Below are 16,862 nucleotides of genomic sequence, written 5' to 3' on the forward strand. Positions count from 1 at the left end.
CCGACCTGACTTGTCCGCCGTAGCCCTTGGCGAAGGCGGAAGGTCGACGGCTACGAGTGTGCGGAGGCCGACGGTTGTGCGCTGACGAACGCTGAACGCAGAACGCCGAACGCAGGATCAGCCATGGTACCCGTCGGCAAGGTCCCGATCCGCGATCCACGTCGTCGTCGACCGTCGACCAAGGTCGACGGCTACACAACGGTGTGGATGTAGGCGTCGAGCATTCTCGACGCGAATTACCGCGCGGCCGTGAACTCGTAGGTGCCCGAGGCCAGGGCGTAGACGGCATGTGCCGGTGTCGCGGTCCGAACCGTGACGCCTGTCGCGCCGGCAGCCGCCTTGCCGCCTTCGGTGACGCTGGCCGCGACCGAGGTCGGCAGGTACAGCGTGGCCGTCGTGTTGGCGGGGACGACGATGCGATAGGTCACCGTCGCGCCGTTGACGCGCCATCCGCTCTCGATGCGTCCGTACATCGAGTCGTAGTGGCCTTCGGCCGACGTCACCGCGCCCGTCGGATCGGGTTCCGGCTTGAGGAGGAACGTCTTGAATCCTGGCGTCTCACGCTGGATGCCCAGCGAGTGCGCGATCATCCATTGGCCGACCGCACCAAACGAGTAGTGGTTGAACGAGTTCATGCTGTTGTTGCCGCCGAACCCGTTCTCCACGGTGTAACCGTTGAGCCGCTCCCAGATCGTCGTGGCGCCCTGGTCCACCGCGTAGAGCCATGACGGATACGACGCGTTGAGGAGCAACCCGTACGCCAGGTCACTGTGGCCGGCGTTGGAGAGGGCGGCGCTGATCCATGCGGTGCCGATGAAGCCGGTCATGAGCGCATGGGGTGGCCTGCGCTGCTTCTCGTCGTCCACATTCTCGCGCGTCACCGCCTCGGCAAGCCGACGCCGCAACACCGGCAACGCATCGTCGTCGAAGAGCCCCATGCCGAGACCGACCGCGTAGGACGTCTGCGTGTCGGCGAGGCGGAACTGCGGCGGACCGGCCGGCGCCGGCGCGCCGAAGCCGCCCCGGCCAGTCGCGAGCGTACGCCGCTCGGCATCCAGGAACGTCGCGTTGAAGAACGCGCGACGCTTCTCGTACAACTCCCGATATCGCTTCGCGTCGTCGGTCTTGTTGAGCAGGTCCGCGACTTCCGCGACGATGCGGAGGTCGTAGGCGTGGTACGCCGTGGCGAGGAAGGGCGCGCCGAGGATGTTGTTCTGCGGCCCGAGCCAGTCCCCGAGGGCGGAGTCCGAGGACAACCCCGTCTCCGGATTGATGGTCGACTCGAGGTAGTCGGCGTACGCCTTCATCGCCGGGTAGTGCCGTTCGAGAAGCGTAGTGTCTCCGTATTGCTGGTACACCTCCCACGGCACGACGATGCCGGCGCTGCCCCAGAGGACACCGCCGAAGCCGCCGCCAATCGGCGCGATGTCGGTGAAACGTCCGTTCGGCGCCTGCACGTCGCGCATCGCGTGCATGTGGCGGGTCAGGAACTGGTCGGCGTTGGAGACGTACGTCGCGGTGCGGGAGAACACGTTGATGTCCCCCGACCAGCCCATGCGCTCGTTGCGTTGCGGGCAATCGGTCGGAATCGAGAGGAAGTTGTCGACGTTGGACCACACCAGGTTGGACCACAGTCGATTCACCTTCGCACTGGACGTGCGGTAGTCGGCCGTCAGCGAGCGCACCGAACTGATGGCCACGCCCTCCACGGCGTCGAGCGGCAGGCCGCGATCGATGCCTGTGATTTCGATGTACTGGAACCCGTGTGACGTGAACCGCGGCTGGATCACCTGCGCGCCAGCCCGGCTCGTATAGACGTCGGTGCTCATGGCGGCGCGGTAGTTCTCGGTCATGATCATGCCGACGTTGCCGCCCGACGCGGGCAGGTCTGGATACAGCATCTCGGCGTAGCGCAACGTGATCCGGCGCCCGGCCACGCCATGGGCCAGGCGGATGCGCGGCACGCCGACGATGTTCTGGCCGAGGTCATAGACGAAGACGCCGGGCCGCACTTCCTTCACGCTGCGGGCGGGGAGTGTCTGGTACACGCCGGCCGTGTCGCCAATCTGGCCGACGAGTGACAGCTTGTCGTAGCGAATCGGTGTGACCGGCCGGCCCCCGAAGCTCACGTCGTCGCCGACGAAGGCCGTGCCTTCCAGCGGAACGACCACGGCGCGTGTCCAGCGCCGATCGTCGTACGCCGCGGTGCTCCACCCTTCGACGAGTGGCTCCCGCGACGCGTCGTACACCTCGCCCATGTCGAGGCTGCCGTACCGGACCGGCCCGTCCCCGAAATACCGCCATTGGTCGTTGCTGACGATCGTCTCCGACGAACCGTCGGCATACGTCACGTCGAGCTTCGCCAGCAGCGACTGGCGGTCGCCGAAGTGATTCCAGATCGTGCCGAAGCTGAGGAGCCCGCTCCACCAGCCCTCGGAGAGCATCGCGCCAATCGCATTGCGGCCCTGGCGCACGAGGGGCGTGACGTCGTAGGTCTGGTACAGGTGGGTGACGTTGTATTGCGTCAACCCGGGATTGAAGTGGTCGTCGCCGACGCGCGTGCCGTTGACGAAGAGCTCGTAGATGCCCCGCGCCGTGACATGGAGGCGAGCCGCGGCCACCTGCTTGCCTGCCGTGAATGTCGTCCGCAGCATCGGCGCGGCGTTGCGGCTCGGGTCGCGCACGACGAACGTGCCCTTCGTGCCGCCGCTGACGACGAACTGGCCCGCGTCGATCTTGAATGTGCCGCCAGCCTTCGCGGCGCTGGAGTAGATGCCCGCGTACGGTGTGCGCGCGAGGTCCTCCTTGAAGAGGACGTTGCCAGGCGAGCGCATGTGGCGCACCGTGACGTCACGAAATCGTGCCGTCTGCCCGGCGTCCATCGCAAAGCCGATGTCGCCGAGCAGGCCGAACGCGAGGTAGTCGCCGCCTTGGCCCACCGGGTTGACGTTGACGGCGTTGGCCGGCGCGCGTGGCCCGAAGCCTCCCGCCGCCGGTGGGGCCGTCGGGCGTGCGTTCGTGAGCGAGGCCTTGCCGTCCACGGTCACCGTGATCAGCCCGAACGCGCTGCGCAACGAAACGACGTGCTCGGCGTGCGCGTTGCCGGCGTTGATGACATCGGCGGGGATCACGAATGTGTGGAAGGGCGTGGACGCGGAGTCGTTGGGACTGTAGCCGGCGCGAACGACGTGCAGTTTCGCGGTCCCATCGGCGGCCGCGTCGATGGCGGCGACGTCGAGCACGAGACGGATGTAGCTGCCGTCTTTCGGGTTCGCGATGCGGTAGATGTTCTTGTTGGCGTCCATCAGCCGCGAGTCGTTGGCTCCGTACACGAAGCCTGCCCGGCTGCTTCCGACCGGGATCGTGACCGCGTAGGACAGTTCGAAGATGGCCAGGTACGGCGCGTACAGCACGAGGTCGGTGTCACCGCCGCCGATCCATTGGGCTCCGCCCCACGCGGGAGATGTGGGGGAGGGGTCCATCAGCCCGGTCTCGAACCATGACGTCGTCTGCAGGCTGCGGCCATCGCCGGTCCACGCGGTGGCGGTCCATGTGTATCGCGTCGACGCTCGCAGCGCTGCGCCTGCGTACGTGATGCCGAGTGAGCGAGCGTCCTGAACGCGTCCGCTGTCCCACGCCGTCGCGCCTGCGGGATCGCGGACTTCGAGACGATAGGCGACCTGCGATACCGCGCGTTCTCCCGCAGTCGCGGTCATCTGCCAGCTGAAGCGCGGCTGCGCGACGTCGATGCCGAGTGGCGTCGGCCGGTATTCCACCTGCGGCGACTGCAGCGTGACCTCCGCGGCGACGCGAACCGCCGAGCCGAGCAGGATGGCGACGATCATGACAGCGACCTTCGTAGGCATCAGGGGCCACCCGTGTGTAGGCGTCGAGCGTGCTCGACGCTTTCGTTACGGAACGCCGCGCTGGGGACGGCGCGGCGCTACCTTGCGGCGCCCATCGTCAGCAGTAGGGCCGTCTCTCCGACTTGTCCCGCCGTAGCCTTGGCGAGGGCTGAGCCCGGCAGGTAATGAACGGCGACCAGTATCCGCCGACACGGCCGGCCAGCGGTTCGTCCCTCGTTCGTCCCACCCTTTTCACGATGTGCCAGTTGACGGCGGGGCGGTGCCGCGAATATCTTCGCCATGCGCGAAAAAATTCGCCCACGGCACGGAAGAGCCGCCCCGCATGCCCAACGTCACGTCGATCGACCTGACCCGCCGCGAGAGCCAGATCATGGACATCCTGTACCGCCGCCGCCGCGCGACGGTGGAGGAGGTCCGCGCCGACCTGCCCGACGCGCCCGGTCCATCCAGCGTCCGCAAGCTGCTCGAGATCATGATCGAGCGCGGCCTGCTCGCCCGCGAGTACGACGGTCCGCGCTTCGTCTATTTCCCGGCAGTGCGGCAGGAGGACGCCAGCAAGTCCGCGCTGCGCCGCCTCGTGCGGACGTTCTTCGACGATTCGCCCGGCGCCGCCGCCGCGGCCCTCCTCGACATGACCAGGACACCGCTATCGGCCGACGAGTACCGCCGGCTGCGCACGCTGCTCGACCGCGCCCGTTCCGAGGGAGAAGAGTGATGACCGCCACGACTGCCGATCCGCTCGTCCTGGCCCTCGCCGGCCTGCTCGTGAAGGCCACGCTCGTCATCGGGTTGGCCGTGGCCGTCCGCCTTGCCACGGCACGCTGGCTGTCAGCGTCCGGACGTCACCTCGTCATGGCGCTCGCGGTGGTGATGTTGCTCGCGTTGCCGGTGCTGGCGCTGTTGCTGCCGGCGTGGGCACCACCGGCTCCGGCCGTGCCCTCGACCGCCACCGTCGCCACCACCGGCACTGAGCCGCTCGACGACTCGACACCGACGTCGTGGTCGGCCATGTCCGCCGGGACCGTGACGAAGGCGGACGTGGACCATGCCGCGGCGCGAGTGGAGGAGACCCCGCTCACGCGTGTGCCGTGGGGCGTGGTGCTGCTGCTCGTGCAAGTGTCGGGCACCTTCCTGATGCTGGTGCACCTGGGCCTGCAGCGCTGGCGGGTTCACCAGCTCGGACGCGCGGCGACTGTCGTCACCGACCCGGCATGGCTCGCGTTGCTCGACGATGGCGCGAGGGCGATCGGCGTCCACCGCACGGTGCGCCTGCTGCGCAGCCGTCGCGGCACCATGCCGATGACGTTCGGCACCATGCGGCCCGCCATCCTGCTCCCGGCGACGGCCGACACATGGGACGACGAGAGACGCCGCGCCGTGCTGGTGCACGAACTGGCACACGTGGCGCGCCTCGACTGTCTCGCCCAGTGGGCGGCGTGCGCGATGAGGGCCGTCTACTGGATGCATCCGGCGGCCTGGTGGCTGGTGTCGCGCCTGCGCCTCGATCGCGAGTTCGCCTGTGACGACCTCGTACTTGCCGCGGGCGCGCCACCGGTCGAGTACGCACGGCACCTGCTCGACATCGCTTACACGTTCGGCGGTGGCCGTGCGCCGGCGCTGGCGGTCCGGATGGCTCGCCGTTCGCAGCTCGAAGGACGGCTCAGGGCGCTTCTCGACGACACCCGTACGCGGCGCGAGCCGTCGCGGCCTGCGCGGGTGGCAACCACGATCGGGGCCTTCGCGGTACTGCTGCCGCTCGCGAGCGTCACAGCCCCTGTGCCGCGAACGATTGACGAGCGCACCGGCGATGAGATCGTGTCGAGCGACGTGTCCGGCGAGGCGTCACCTTCGCATGTGGTGACGGCCCAGGAGCGCGCCGTCCAGCGCACGTGGACGGCATCGTCGACGGCCACCGCGACCGTGACGCGTCAGCACGCGTCGCCCATCGCCATGGCGTCCGCGCAGGCGGCGGCGCCGGCCACAGCGGCGGCCCAGGCTGCCGGCACGAGCGAGACCGGGTGCACCTGGGAGGTGGGCCGCGGTACTGGCGACCTGATGCAACTGTCGATGCGCCATGGGCGGTCGCAGAACGGACGCAGCGTGCCGATCACGGCGCTCGAGGGGCTCACGTCCGCCCAGTTGGCCTCGGGCGGGCCGATCCGCTTCGTGTTGCGTCGCGACGCGGGCTCGTTTGGCTTCGAGGGGACGGCGCGTGACGGCGTCGCCGCCGGCGTGTGCAGCTTCACGCCGTCGCCGACGTTCGGGGCCGAGCTCGCGAAGCGTGGCATCAGCGGCCTGACGCCAGACGATCAGGTGCAGCTGGCGCGCCACGACATCGGCCTCGCGTTCGTCGACGAACTCCGCACCCAGAAGTACGCCACGCCCTCGGTTGCCGATCTCGTGAAGGCCGGTCAGCACGGCGTGCATGTCGAGTACCTGCGCGGCATGGGCGCGCTCGGGTATTCGACGGGGACGCTCGAGCCGCTGGTCAAGCTCCGCGACCACGGCGTCACGCCGGACTACGCCAAGGCCCTCGCCTGGTTCGGGTACAGTTCGTTGCCGATCGAGCAGCTGCAGCGTGCCCGCGATCACGGCGTCACGCCCGACTACCTGCAGGGCCTCCGCGACGGCGGCTTTGGCAGCTTGACGCTGGACCAGGCGATCAACGCGCGCGACCATGGGATCACTCCGACCTACGTCAAGGAGATGAAGGCGCTCGGCATCAGCGGCTCCGTCGCCGATCTGGTCAATGCCCGCGATCATGGCATCACGCCCGACTTCGTGCAGGGCATGCGCGACAGCGGCTTCAGCGGCTTGTCGCTCGAGGAGTTGATCAACACGCGCGATCACGGCGTCACGCCCGACTACGTCCGCAAGCTCGTCGACCTCGGGTACAAGAACCTGACCCTCGAGCAACTCCGTCGGCTCAAGGACCACGGCGTGTCGCCGGACTACGTGAGCCAGGTGCAGGCGGCCGGGTACAAGTCCCTGACGGTCGACGATCTCGTGACGCTGCGGGATCACGCAGTTACCGCCGAACGCATCCGCCAGGCCAACGCCCGCGCGGGCTCGCCGCTGACGGTGGCCCAGCTGCGCGACGCCGCGTCGAACGGCTGGCGCTGAGCCGACACACGGATCCTCGTCGGACGGGGCGCGAGCACGCATTGCGCCGCTTTCGACGAGGCGCTACGCGTCCGGACCCGTTCCCGACGTTCCACGTGCACCGCATTGCGGCTGACCCAGTCGAGGCCGGTGGCCGCGTTACGGGACGGCCGGGGTTGCTGCCGGGGCCGATCCGCATCAGAATGCGCCCATCGGTTCAAGGATGACCGCCCGATTGCCGTTTCCTCCGACGGAGCCTGCCCGGTCAGCCGATCGGTCAGGAGCTCACTCGTGAAGAAAACGACGATCTGGACTGGCGTGCGCCATGTCACGCGCCGGGAGTTTGTCGGCCGTGCCCTCGCCACCGGCGTGGCCTTGTCGCAAGCGCCCGCCTTCCTGCGGGGACAGAACCTCAACAGCAAGCTCAACATCGCGGTCATCGGCGCGGGGGGGCGCGGTCGCGCGAGCCTCAACGAGCTCACGCTCAACCCTGCGGAGCCACCAAAGCGGAGTGACGGCAGCGGGCCGCTCGACAAGCATCCCGACGAGAACATTGTCACGCTCTGCGACATCGACCGGGAGTCACTGGATTCGGCGGGCGTCCGGTACCCGCAGGCGAAGAAGTTCAACGACCTGCGCAAGGTGTTCGACGATCCCAAGCCCTATGACGCCGTGGTGGTGGCGACCGCCGAGCACACGCACGTGTTCGCGACGTATCTCGCGCTGATTCACGGCAAGCACGTGTATTGCGAGAAGCCGCTCGCCTACAACATCTGGGAGACACGGCTCGTCCGCGAGACGTCACGCCGGTACCCGAAGCTCTCGACGCAGATGGGCAACCAGGGCCATGCCTCGCCGATGCGCCGGAAGATCAAGGAGATTCTCGATACGGGTGTCATCGGCAAGGTGAACGAGGTGCACGTGTGGGCCGACCGCGCCTGGGGCCTGCAGGACGCCGCGTCGGCCGAGAAGTTCGACAAGCCGCACGGCTTCTACAACGGCATCCAGATCGTCGATCGCTTCACCGAAGTGATGCCGACGCCCGCGCACATCGACTTCGACTTGTGGCTTGGGCCGGCCCCGGAGCGCCCCTTCCATGCCACGTATTTCCCCGGGCCGCGCTGGTACCGGTGGTGGGATTTCGGCAATGGCACGATGAGCGACCTCGGCAGCCACGACAACGACGTGCCGTACACGGTGCTGGACCTGTGGCGCGAAGACCCGAAGGCCGGGCGGTACCTTGCACCGCTCACGGTGCAGGCCGAGTCGCCGAACGTGCCGAAGCCGCACAAGGAACTCGCGCCGGCGACGCTGCAGGCAACCTACGAGTACGCCGCCGTCGGCAATCAGCCGGCACTGAAACTGGTGTGGCACCAGGGCGACAGCAGGCCGCCCGGGTGGACGGAGGCATGGGGCAAGCGGTCCTGCGTGTTCATGGGCGAGAAGGGCATGTTGCTGGGGAACGGCAAGCTGCTGCCAGAGGACCGGTTCGTCGACTTCAAGGAACCTGCCGAGAGCCTGCCGCGATCGCCGGGGCACTGGGTGGAGTGGGTCAACTACGCCAAGGGCAACGGGCCGGTGCCCGGCTCCAACTTCCAGTACGGCGCCTGGACGACCGAGGCCAACCACCTTGGCAACGTCGCCTATCGCACCGGCAAGAAGATCGAGTGGGACTGGCAGCAGATGCGGGCGAAGAACGCGCCCGAGGCGGCTCCGTACGTCAAGCGTCCGGTCTATCGCAAGGGCTGGGACGACATTCTGAAGACCACGTAGCCCTTTGACGCTTGACGCTTGACGCTTGACGCTGGGCGCCTCCCTCACGGGGGCGCCTCTTTTCTTTGGCTTAGGATCGACCGGTGGCAGCAGAGACCGTGGTGTTCACCTCGCGGCGCGTGGCTCGCGCGCAGCGCGTCCAGGGAGCCCGGCACGTCCTCGTCGGGCTTCTGCTCGCATCGTCGGGATACGCCTCCATCAGTGAGGCGCACCACGCCTCCTGGCTCGACGTCGTCGCCATCGTCTCGGGCCTGTTGCTGCTGGTCGCCTTCGTGGTGGAGGTCCGGCGGGCCCGCGCGTCTGTTGTCCATCACCACGGTGCAGTGGGCTGGGTCGACATCTTCGCCGCGGCGGTGACGGGCGTCGAGGCAGGTCACCTGCAGCACAAGGGCAAGGTGGGGTTGCCCATCGCTTACGGATTGGTGGCGCTGCTGCTGCTCGCCGTGGGCCTGATGCACGGCCGCCTGCAGCGGTTGCGTCGACTTGTCGTCGACGAGCACGGTTTCGACGTCAGACTGTCACCATGGTCGCGGGTGCGGCTCCCGTGGTCCGAGGTCGCCGATCTGCACAGCGCGGGGCGCGTGGTGACCGTCACGACCAAAGCCGGCCGTGCACACCGTTTCAACCTGCTCGACGCCGGGCACGGGGACGCCGTGATCGAGGCCCTGGAGCGCCATGCCGCGACGGCGATCCAGCCGGCGACTCCACCAGAGATCACGCCCGCCGCGGCTGCCCCTCCCGAAGCCACCGCCTGACAACGGAAAGCAAGCCCGGCCCTGCTGCTTGCGCGATGCATCCGTTCGTGCTGCTCATGCGCCTGCAGGGAGGGCACGAGACTCATGAGGTGTGCGGCTGCTACCACGGCCCTTTGACTGGAGCGGTTTCGAACGTGCGAGTGGCCCGGACAAAAGGTAATTAGGTGACGACGGGTAGATCGCCGCAGCCTCCGTGCGCCTTGCCGCTCGTATCCAGTTCCGCCCGGAAGGTGAGATGCTCTACCCGTGAGCGACGCCACGGACCTCGCCTTGCTGCCCGCGTTGCGCAGGCTCCTGCTCGGACTGGTGGTGCTTGTGATGCTCGGGATGCTCATGGACCTGCTGCTGCTCGAGCACTACGAGGAAGTCTGGCAGTGGGTGCCACTGGGCCTGCTCACCGTGGCGCTCGGGGTGGCAGCGTGGACGGCGCGTGCCGGCAGCAGGCTGGCAGTCACGGCGTTCCGCATCACGATGCTGCTGGTCGTCTGCACGGGCCTGCTCGGCGTGGCCATGCACTACGACGGGAGTCGCGAGTTCCAGATGGAGACCGATCCGGCGCTCACGGGCTGGGCACTCTTCATCAAGGTCATACGGGCGAAGGCGCCGCCGACGCTCGCACCGGCCGCCATGATCCAGGTCGGCCTGTTTGGCCTGCTGTACACCTGGCGCCATCCGGCGCTTGCCGCGCCTACCAAGGGAGTCCTGCGATGAGACTGCTGTCGATTGCTACCGCTGCCTTCTGCCTCGTTGTCACACTGGGCGGTCCGGTCAACGCCCAGGTCGGCAAGTCGATGGGGGTGATGGACGCCAACACGGCGCCCGAAAAGGAGCTGCTCACGATGCCGGGGATGACGCCGGCGATCGTCACGGGACTGATCGAGAAGCGCCCCTTTGCGAGTATCACCGACCTGCACGCGTTCCTCCTCGGCCAGAAGCTCACGCAGGCCCAGGCGATGGCCTTCTACGAGAAGGCGTTCGTCCACATCAACCTGAACACCGCGGCGCCCGAGGAGATCCTGCTGGTGCCGGGGGCCGGCAAGCGCATGGTGCACGAGTTCGACGAGTACCGACCGTGGAAGACCTATGCTCAGTTCTCGAAGGAAATCGGCAAGTACGTGGGGCAGGACGGCGCCGCCAAGCTCGCGCAGTACACGTTCATCCCGGTGCGCCTGAACACCGCCACCGACGAGGACATCCTGACCATCCCCAACGCGGGCCCGCGCATGGTCCGCGAATTCAAGGAATACCGCCCCTGGAAGACGAAGGAGCAGTTCCTCAAGGAAATCGGCAAGTACGTCGGCCCGAAGGAGACCGAGCGCCTCTGGCGCTACGTCACGATCGACTGACACACCAGCATGAACGCCGAACGCCGAACGCCGAACGCCGAACGCCGAACGCGAACGCCGGGGTGCGGGAGCGGGGACGCCGCACATGGGTCACCAGGCCATTCGAACGCCAGGCTGCGACAGCCGGCGCTGGCTTCGCGCACACTCCAACGCGTCGTCTTCCGTCGACCTGAAGGTCGACGGCTACGTCGGGGCGGTGCGTAGACGAACGCCGAACGCCGAACGCCGAACGCTGGACCACATCGTGGTTACTGGGTACCGTCGGTAGGGCCGGTACTCTGCCCGGTGCTCGGTGCTCGGTGCTCGGTGCCCGGAGCCCGGCACCCGGTGCCCGGAGCCCGGCACCCGGCACCCGGCACCCGGCCTATGGCCTCCGAGCCGTCATGACACCGCGGTCGGCAACGGTGTCCTGGTACCGGTAATCCACGAACCCCGTCGCGCGCAGCATCTCCTCGTACTCCGAAGTCGCGTAGCAGCGTCCCTGAGAGGCGTGCATCAGCAGGACCGAGTACTCGGCGACGGCGATCGGCCCGGTCTTGTCCGCGGTGATGAAGGCGTCGTGGATCAGGAGGAGCCCGCCCGGTGCAAGGCTCGCAAAAGAGGCCGACAGCAACCGGCCGACTTCTGGCGTGTCCCAGTCGTGCAGGACATTCGAGAACAGGTGCACGTCGTGGCCAGCCGGTAACGCCTCGCTGAAGAAGTCGGCTGCGACGACGTCGATCCGGTCGCCAAGCCCGCGGTCGGCGATGAGCGTGGTCGCAATCGGCGCAACCGGCGCCTGATCGAGCACCGTGCCTCGCAGGTGCGGATGGCGCGCGGCGAGCGCGCAGGCATAGATGCCCGACCCACCGCCGATGTCCAGCACATGGTGATGGTTCGACAGGTCGACCGCGCGGGCCAGCGCTTCGCCGAGGTAGAGGCCGCGGCAGTCCATGGCGGCCGTGAAGCGCCGTGCGAACGTCTCGTCCTGCATCGCGACGTGCCAGTCCTGGCCACTCCTGGCGCCGCCCCAGTTCGCCGGCTGACCGGTGCGGAGCACCCGCGCGAAGTCCTGCACGAACGGCCGTTCCTTCAGCGCGCCGAAGTAGGGCGCGAGGTACCAGGGTGATCCGGCCGTGAGGTGCTCGCGTCCGACCGCGGAGACGCGAAACACCTCGCCGTCACGCTCGACGTACCCACGCGCCACAAACAGCGTCAGCATCACGTCGGCCGGACGCGCGTGGAAGCCGAACCTGGCGCACACGCCGGCCAGCGTTGATGGATGCGCATCGAGCCATGTGAAGAGATCGAACTCGACGAGCGCCGTCGTCAGCAGGTCCGCGGCATAGAGGCCGTCACGATAGCGATACAACGAAAGGGGTGATGTCGCCGGCGGCGCGAGCAGGTCAAGGGGCATCGGTTGCGTGCCTTCCGTGCTGCCGCCGATCGACGTGATCCTGCTGCCAGCGCTGGACCTGCGCGTCGAGGTCCTCGATGGAGCGATAGCGATGCACGCCGGGCGGGAACCGGGGGCCTTGCAGGCGCAGCCCATTTGTCCACAGGGCCTCGATTACGCGACGCAACTCTGGCTGACCGGGCTCACGCCAGGTTGGTGCGCTCATCGCCTCGACGGACCGGAACTTGCGGATGGGCATCAGTCTTCCTCGTGCAGTCCGAACCGCTCGCGCAGGAGCGCGGCGTCGGCACGGTCCTTGAGTCTCACGGTGTTGCGCTTCATTCGGTAGAGCGTACGCGCGCTGGCGACGGTTACGGTGAGCGCTTCGTCTACGTCCACACGCGTCTGCTCGAGGTCCTCGAACGCGAAGGCCTCGCCGAGTCGGGTGAGGATGTCGATGCGGAAGGTGCCCTCAGGTGGGACGTATTGCACTGCGGGATAGTCACCGAGCAGGTCCGTCGCAGTGATCTCGTCGATGCTGGGTCATCGAAGACCTGATGCAGCGCTATCCGAAGGCGGGCCACGTTCTCTTCCGTCGGTGCGATGAAGATGTCCAGGCCTTCCGTGAAGCGCGCCAGCCCCAGCAGATTCATGGCGCCACCGCCGAACACCACGTAGCGGACCTGTTCGTACTCGAGCGCCTGCAGTACGGACCTGAACGCGGCGTAGTCCACTGGGGCGAGTATAGCGGCCTGCGATGCCGCCATGGCGATGCGGCGACGTCTCGACGGCCGTGTCCCCCCAACGTCCACAGGGTGCCAGGCGTCGAAGGCGAAGGGTCGGCGGCTACCGGTTGGCTCACGCGTGAATCCCGCGCATGACCGCATGCAGCCGGGGCTTGGCCTCGATGCCGATGCCTGGCACGTCGGGCAGCGTGACGTACCCGTCCACGACCGGCGTGAGATCGGCAAACCCGCCGAACGGCTGGAAGACGTCGGGGTACGACTCGTTGCCCCCGAGTCCGAGGCCGGCCGCGATGTTCAGCGACATCTGGTGGCCGCCGTGCGGGATGCAGCGTCGCGCCGACCAGCCATGCTCCTTCAGCATCCGCAGGGTGCGCAGGTACTCGACCAGGCCGTACGAGAGCGCGCAGTCGAACTGCAACCAGTCGCGATCGCTGCGCAGGCCGCCGTGGCGGATCAGGTTGCGCGCATCCTGCATCGAGAACAGGTTCTCACCGGTCGCCATCGCAAGCTGGTAGTGCTGCGCCAACTCGGCCTGCAGTGCGTAGTCGAGTGGGTCACCGGCTTCCTCGTACCAGAAGAGACCATACGGCTCGAGTGCCTTCGCGTATGCGATTGCCGTGTCGAGATCGAAGCGGCCGTTGGCGTCCACCGCGAGACGATCTCCGCGGCCCACCACCTGCAGCACGGCCTCGACACGCGCGCGATCCTCGTCGAGCGGCGCCCCGCCGATCTTCATCTTCACGACCGTGTACCCGAGGTCCAGGTACTTCCGCATCTCGTCCTGCAAGGCGGTGAGGTCCTTGCCAGGGTAGTAATAGCCGCCTGCCGCGTACACGAAGACCCTCTCGTCGACGTGGCCGTCGTTGTAGCGGTCCGCGAGCAGGCGGTACAGCGGCTTGCCCTCGATCTTGGCCACTGCATCCCACACGGCCATGTCCACGGTGCCGATCGCCACCGATCGCTCGCCGTGCCCGCCTGGCTTCTCGTTGGCGAACATCGTCGCCCAGATCCGGTGTGGGTCGAGGTTGTCGCCGGCGTCGTTCAGCAGCGACGCCGGATCGGCCTCGCGCAGGCGGGGCAGGAACCGTTCAGTGATCAGCCCCTGTTGCGCGTAGCGGCCGTTGGAGTTGAACCCGTAGCCGACGACCGGCGCCCCGTCGCGGATCACGTCGGTGACCACGGCAACGACACTGACGTTCATCTTCGAGAAGTCGATGTACGCGTTGCGGATTGGTGAAGCGATGGGAACGGTCGCGGAATGGATGGCGGTGAGACGCATGGCTGTCTACGCGGAAACCGAAAGCGGCACCCGGCAACCGGGACCAGGGCTGAAGGACGCCGTCGGCGAGCGTACTGCAAACGCCGCCGCTCGGGGGCGCGTCGGTGCTCAGAACGCGTACCATTGGCCCGATCATGCATCGACGCGAAGCCCTCGCGACCCTCCTCGCTACCTTCACGTCGTCTGCCGCGTTTGCGGCACGACCGCAGGTGTCGACGCTGATCGGTACCGGCGTTCCTGGCTACTCCGATCGACAGGTCAACAACCCGTACGGATTGGTCATCGGCCCCGATCGGGCCCTCTTCTTCTGCGATCTCGACAACCAGCGGGTGCGGCGTCTCGATCTGCGAACGGGGACGACGTCCACAGTCGCGGGAAACGGGCAGAAGGCCTACGTGGGCGACGGCGGCAAGGCGACTGACGCGTCGCTGAGCATGCCGCACGAGATCCAGTTCGATGCCGCAGGTCACCTGTACATCGCCGAGCGCGACAGCCACGTCGTTCGCAGGGTCCACGGCGGCACTGGCGTGATCTCCACCCTGGCAGGTACGGGGACGGCCGGCTTCTCGGGTGACGGCGGCCCGGCCTCGCGGGCGCAACTGCGGCAACCGCACAGCATTGCGGTCGAACCGGGAGGGCGCCGCCTGCTGATTTGCGATGTCGGCAACCACCGCCTGCGGGCCGTCGATCTCGGGACTGGCAGCATCCAGACCGTCGGCGGGACCGGTGAACGCCTGCCGACACCGGACGGTGCCAGGCTCGAGGGCACGCCGCTGAACGGTCCGCGCACGATGGCCTTCGATCGGTCCGGCACGCTCTACCTGGCTCTCCGGGAGGGCAATGCGATTCATCGCGTGGCCCCCGCGACGCGCACGATCCACCACGTTGCAGGAACAGGCGCGCAGGGCTATACGGGCGATGGCGGGCCCGCCCGCCTTGCGACGCTGGCCGGCCCGAAGGGCCTGGCCTGGGCTCGGGGCGCGCTCTACGTCGTCGACACCGAGAACCATGTCATCCGCCGCATCGATCTTCGCAGTGGCGTGATCACGACCGTGCTCGGCACCGGACAGAGAGGCGACGGCCCGGAACCCGAGCCGCTGAAGTGCGCCCTCTCGAGACCGCACGGTGTCCTCGTCGACTCTCGCGGCGTGATTTACGTGGGCGACAGCGAGGCACACCGCATCCGCATGCTCGCCTAGTGCGGCGCGCGTACGCCGCGACCCGGCCTGGCGCTGGTCACCTGCCCGGCGTCCACCACCACCTGGCCGTTGACGATCACGAACGGAATGCCAGCCGAGGGAATGCTGGCGTCCTCGTAGGTGGCACGGTCGAGGACCGTCGCCGGATCGAAGAGGGTGAGGTCGGCATCGGCGCCGACGTGCACGCGGCCCTTCTGCTTCATCGCCGGGACCCGCGGCTCGAGACGCTTTGCGGGAGAAAGCGTCATGCGACGCAGGGCGTCCATCAGGGGCAGGGCCTTCTCCTCGCGAACGTATCGGCCGAGCACTTTCGCGTAAGTGCCGGACGTGCGCGGGTGGCCGCGGCCGTGCTCGATAAAGCCGTCACTCGCGATCATGGCCAACGGGTTGACGATGGCGGCACGGGTCTGCGCTTCGGTACGGCTGTGGATGATGATCGTGCCGCCCGCCTTGCGTGCCTGCGCGAACGTGACACGCGTGAGCCGCTTGCCGGTGGATACGAGCTGGTGATGCCCGAACTTCTCGTCCGGCCATGACTCCCAGTCGTCGAACAACGCGGACGTGATCTCGGTCATGCCGGCGGCATACGGATAGGCTTCCGTGGTCACGTCCTGGCCGGCGGCACGCGCCGCCGTGATGGCCGCGAAGAAGCCGTCGATGGCGTCGCCTGCCACCGAGTTCACGTGCACGACGTGCAGCGGCACCTTCGCAGCGTTCGCCGCGGCGATCGTCTCGTTGAGACCGGGCAGTCCGCCACGCAAGTGGATGTGGGCTGACGCGCCGCCCTCGGCGGCGACGCGGAACATGCGCTCGATCTCGGACATCGGCGCACCGGGCGTGTACGCGCTGCCGAACCCGACGGCGACGGCGCCGTCCTTCAGGCCCTGGCGCAGCAGCGCTTCCATCTGCACCATCTGCGCTTCCGTCGCGGTGCCACTGCCGCCGATCCCTGCGGGAACCAGGCCCGTGCCCGGGTCGCCGAGCACCTTCATGCGCGCGGGGATGTGACCGATCGACACGCCGTGGTTGACGATCTGCCCACGCTCGCGCGCGGCATACCAGGCCGCGACGTCGGCCGTGCCGACCTCGAGCTCGAACGCGGAGGTGACGCCATCGCGCACCATCATCCGGTACGACTCCTCGGCCTGGCCGTGCTCATGCAAGTCGATGAAGCCAGGTGCGACGACGAGCCCGGTGGCATCGATGACGCGCGTGCCCACAATCGGTGTCTCCGACACCGCCGCCACCTGCCCGTCGCGCAGCCCGACTTGGCGCACGGCGTCGAGCCCCGACTCCGGATCCATGACCCGCCCGTTGGCGATTACGAGGTCGTACGTGGGTGCCGGCGGCGTGGTGCATCCGCCGATGGCCACGATGGTGACGCTGCCGATGGCGCCGAGAAGCAGGCGAGTGGCGCTCAT

General features: G+C 67.9%; 13 protein-coding genes. 7 read left to right on the top strand and 6 right to left on the bottom strand.

What is annotated here, in order from left to right; genetic code table 11:
• Nucleotides 1-236: 236 nt before the first annotated feature.
• Nucleotides 237-3,845 (bottom strand): family 78 glycoside hydrolase catalytic domain, encoded by a 3,609-nt coding sequence (locus LuPra_RS10540; protein ID WP_110174634.1) that lies wholly within the window; start codon nucleotides 3,843-3,845, stop codon nucleotides 237-239.
• Nucleotides 3,846-4,188: 343 nt separating this feature from the next.
• On the opposite strand from LuPra_RS10540, the gene LuPra_RS10545 reads away from it, so the two are divergent.
• From LuPra_RS10545 to LuPra_RS10570, 6 genes are all read left to right on the top strand, one after another.
• The gene (locus LuPra_RS10545; protein ID WP_110170696.1) at nucleotides 4,189-4,581 is read left to right on the top strand and encodes a BlaI/MecI/CopY family transcriptional regulator; all 393 of its coding nucleotides are present in this window, start codon (nucleotides 4,189-4,191) and stop codon (nucleotides 4,579-4,581) included.
• Nucleotides 4,581-6,989, top strand: coding sequence for a M56 family metallopeptidase (locus LuPra_RS10550; protein ID WP_110170697.1), 2,409 nt, complete (start codon nucleotides 4,581-4,583; stop codon nucleotides 6,987-6,989). Before LuPra_RS10545 ends, LuPra_RS10550 begins: the two co-directional genes overlap by 1 nt.
• Before the next feature lie 270 nt (nucleotides 6,990-7,259).
• Nucleotides 7,260-8,741 (top strand): Gfo/Idh/MocA family protein, encoded by a 1,482-nt coding sequence (locus LuPra_RS10555; protein ID WP_234800823.1) that lies wholly within the window; start codon nucleotides 7,260-7,262, stop codon nucleotides 8,739-8,741.
• Between the two features lie 83 nt (nucleotides 8,742-8,824).
• Nucleotides 8,825-9,496: a hypothetical protein gene (locus tag LuPra_RS10560; protein ID WP_110170698.1), complete on the top strand. Its 672-nt coding sequence runs from the start codon at nucleotides 8,825-8,827 to the stop codon at nucleotides 9,494-9,496.
• A 246-nt stretch (nucleotides 9,497-9,742) separates the two neighbouring features.
• The gene (locus LuPra_RS10565) at nucleotides 9,743-10,207 is read left to right on the top strand and encodes a hypothetical protein (RefSeq protein ID WP_110170699.1); all 465 of its coding nucleotides are present in this window, start codon (nucleotides 9,743-9,745) and stop codon (nucleotides 10,205-10,207) included.
• Complete coding sequence (locus LuPra_RS10570) at nucleotides 10,204-10,842, top strand: ComEA family DNA-binding protein (RefSeq protein WP_110170700.1); 639 nt, start codon at nucleotides 10,204-10,206, stop codon at nucleotides 10,840-10,842. The genes LuPra_RS10565 and LuPra_RS10570 overlap by 4 nt, the downstream gene beginning before the upstream one ends.
• Before the next feature lie 364 nt (nucleotides 10,843-11,206).
• Here LuPra_RS10570 and LuPra_RS10575 read toward each other — a convergent pair whose 3' ends face one another.
• From LuPra_RS10575 to LuPra_RS10590, 4 genes are all read right to left on the bottom strand, one after another.
• Nucleotides 11,207-12,238, bottom strand: coding sequence for a methyltransferase (locus LuPra_RS10575; RefSeq protein ID WP_110170701.1), 1,032 nt, complete (start codon nucleotides 12,236-12,238; stop codon nucleotides 11,207-11,209).
• On the bottom strand, nucleotides 12,228-12,476 hold the full coding sequence (locus LuPra_RS10580; protein ID WP_110170702.1) for a hypothetical protein: 249 nt from the start codon (nucleotides 12,474-12,476) through the stop codon (nucleotides 12,228-12,230). The genes LuPra_RS10575 and LuPra_RS10580 overlap by 11 nt, the downstream gene beginning before the upstream one ends.
• Nucleotides 12,476-12,709: a hypothetical protein gene (locus LuPra_RS10585; RefSeq protein WP_110170703.1), complete on the bottom strand. Its 234-nt coding sequence runs from the start codon at nucleotides 12,707-12,709 to the stop codon at nucleotides 12,476-12,478. Before LuPra_RS10585 ends, LuPra_RS10580 begins: the two co-directional genes overlap by 1 nt.
• Before the next feature lie 366 nt (nucleotides 12,710-13,075).
• Nucleotides 13,076-14,242 carry a mandelate racemase/muconate lactonizing enzyme family protein gene (locus LuPra_RS10590; RefSeq protein ID WP_110170704.1) on the bottom strand — a complete coding sequence of 389 codons (1,167 nt, stop codon included), beginning with the start codon at nucleotides 14,240-14,242 and terminating at the stop codon, nucleotides 13,076-13,078.
• A 134-nt stretch (nucleotides 14,243-14,376) separates the two neighbouring features.
• On the opposite strand from LuPra_RS10590, the gene LuPra_RS10595 reads away from it, so the two are divergent.
• Nucleotides 14,377-15,441: an NHL domain-containing protein gene (locus LuPra_RS10595; RefSeq protein WP_110170705.1), complete on the top strand. Its 1,065-nt coding sequence runs from the start codon at nucleotides 14,377-14,379 to the stop codon at nucleotides 15,439-15,441.
• On the opposite strand, the gene LuPra_RS10600 is transcribed toward LuPra_RS10595, so the two are convergent.
• Nucleotides 15,438-16,862: an amidohydrolase family protein gene (locus tag LuPra_RS10600; protein WP_110170706.1), complete on the bottom strand. Its 1,425-nt coding sequence runs from the start codon at nucleotides 16,860-16,862 to the stop codon at nucleotides 15,438-15,440. The genes LuPra_RS10595 and LuPra_RS10600 overlap by 4 nt on opposite strands.

The sequence above is a fragment of the Luteitalea pratensis genome, from assembly GCF_001618865.1.
Classification (GTDB): Bacteria; Acidobacteriota; Vicinamibacteria; order Vicinamibacterales; family Vicinamibacteraceae; genus Luteitalea; species Luteitalea pratensis.

Coding starts and splice junctions, on each gene's coding strand:
- LuPra_RS10545 (WP_110170696.1), top strand. CDS start 4,189: ATGCCCAACGTCACGTCGATCGACCTGACCCGCCGCGAGAGCCAGATC.
- LuPra_RS10595 (WP_110170705.1), top strand. CDS start 14,377: ATGCATCGACGCGAAGCCCTCGCGACCCTCCTCGCTACCTTCACGTCG.
- LuPra_RS10580 (WP_110170702.1), bottom strand. CDS start 12,476: ATGCCCATCCGCAAGTTCCGGTCCGTCGAGGCGATGAGCGCACCAACC.
- LuPra_RS10600 (WP_110170706.1), bottom strand. CDS start 16,862: ATGAGCGCCACTCGCCTGCTTCTCGGCGCCATCGGCAGCGTCACCATC.
- LuPra_RS10540 (WP_110174634.1), bottom strand. CDS start 3,845: ATGATCGTCGCCATCCTGCTCGGCTCGGCGGTTCGCGTCGCCGCGGAG.
- LuPra_RS10575 (WP_110170701.1), bottom strand. CDS start 12,238: ATGCCCCTTGACCTGCTCGCGCCGCCGGCGACATCACCCCTTTCGTTG.
- LuPra_RS10570 (WP_110170700.1), top strand. CDS start 10,204: ATGAGACTGCTGTCGATTGCTACCGCTGCCTTCTGCCTCGTTGTCACA.
- LuPra_RS10590 (WP_110170704.1), bottom strand. CDS start 14,242: ATGCGTCTCACCGCCATCCATTCCGCGACCGTTCCCATCGCTTCACCA.
- LuPra_RS10550 (WP_110170697.1), top strand. CDS start 4,581: ATGACCGCCACGACTGCCGATCCGCTCGTCCTGGCCCTCGCCGGCCTG.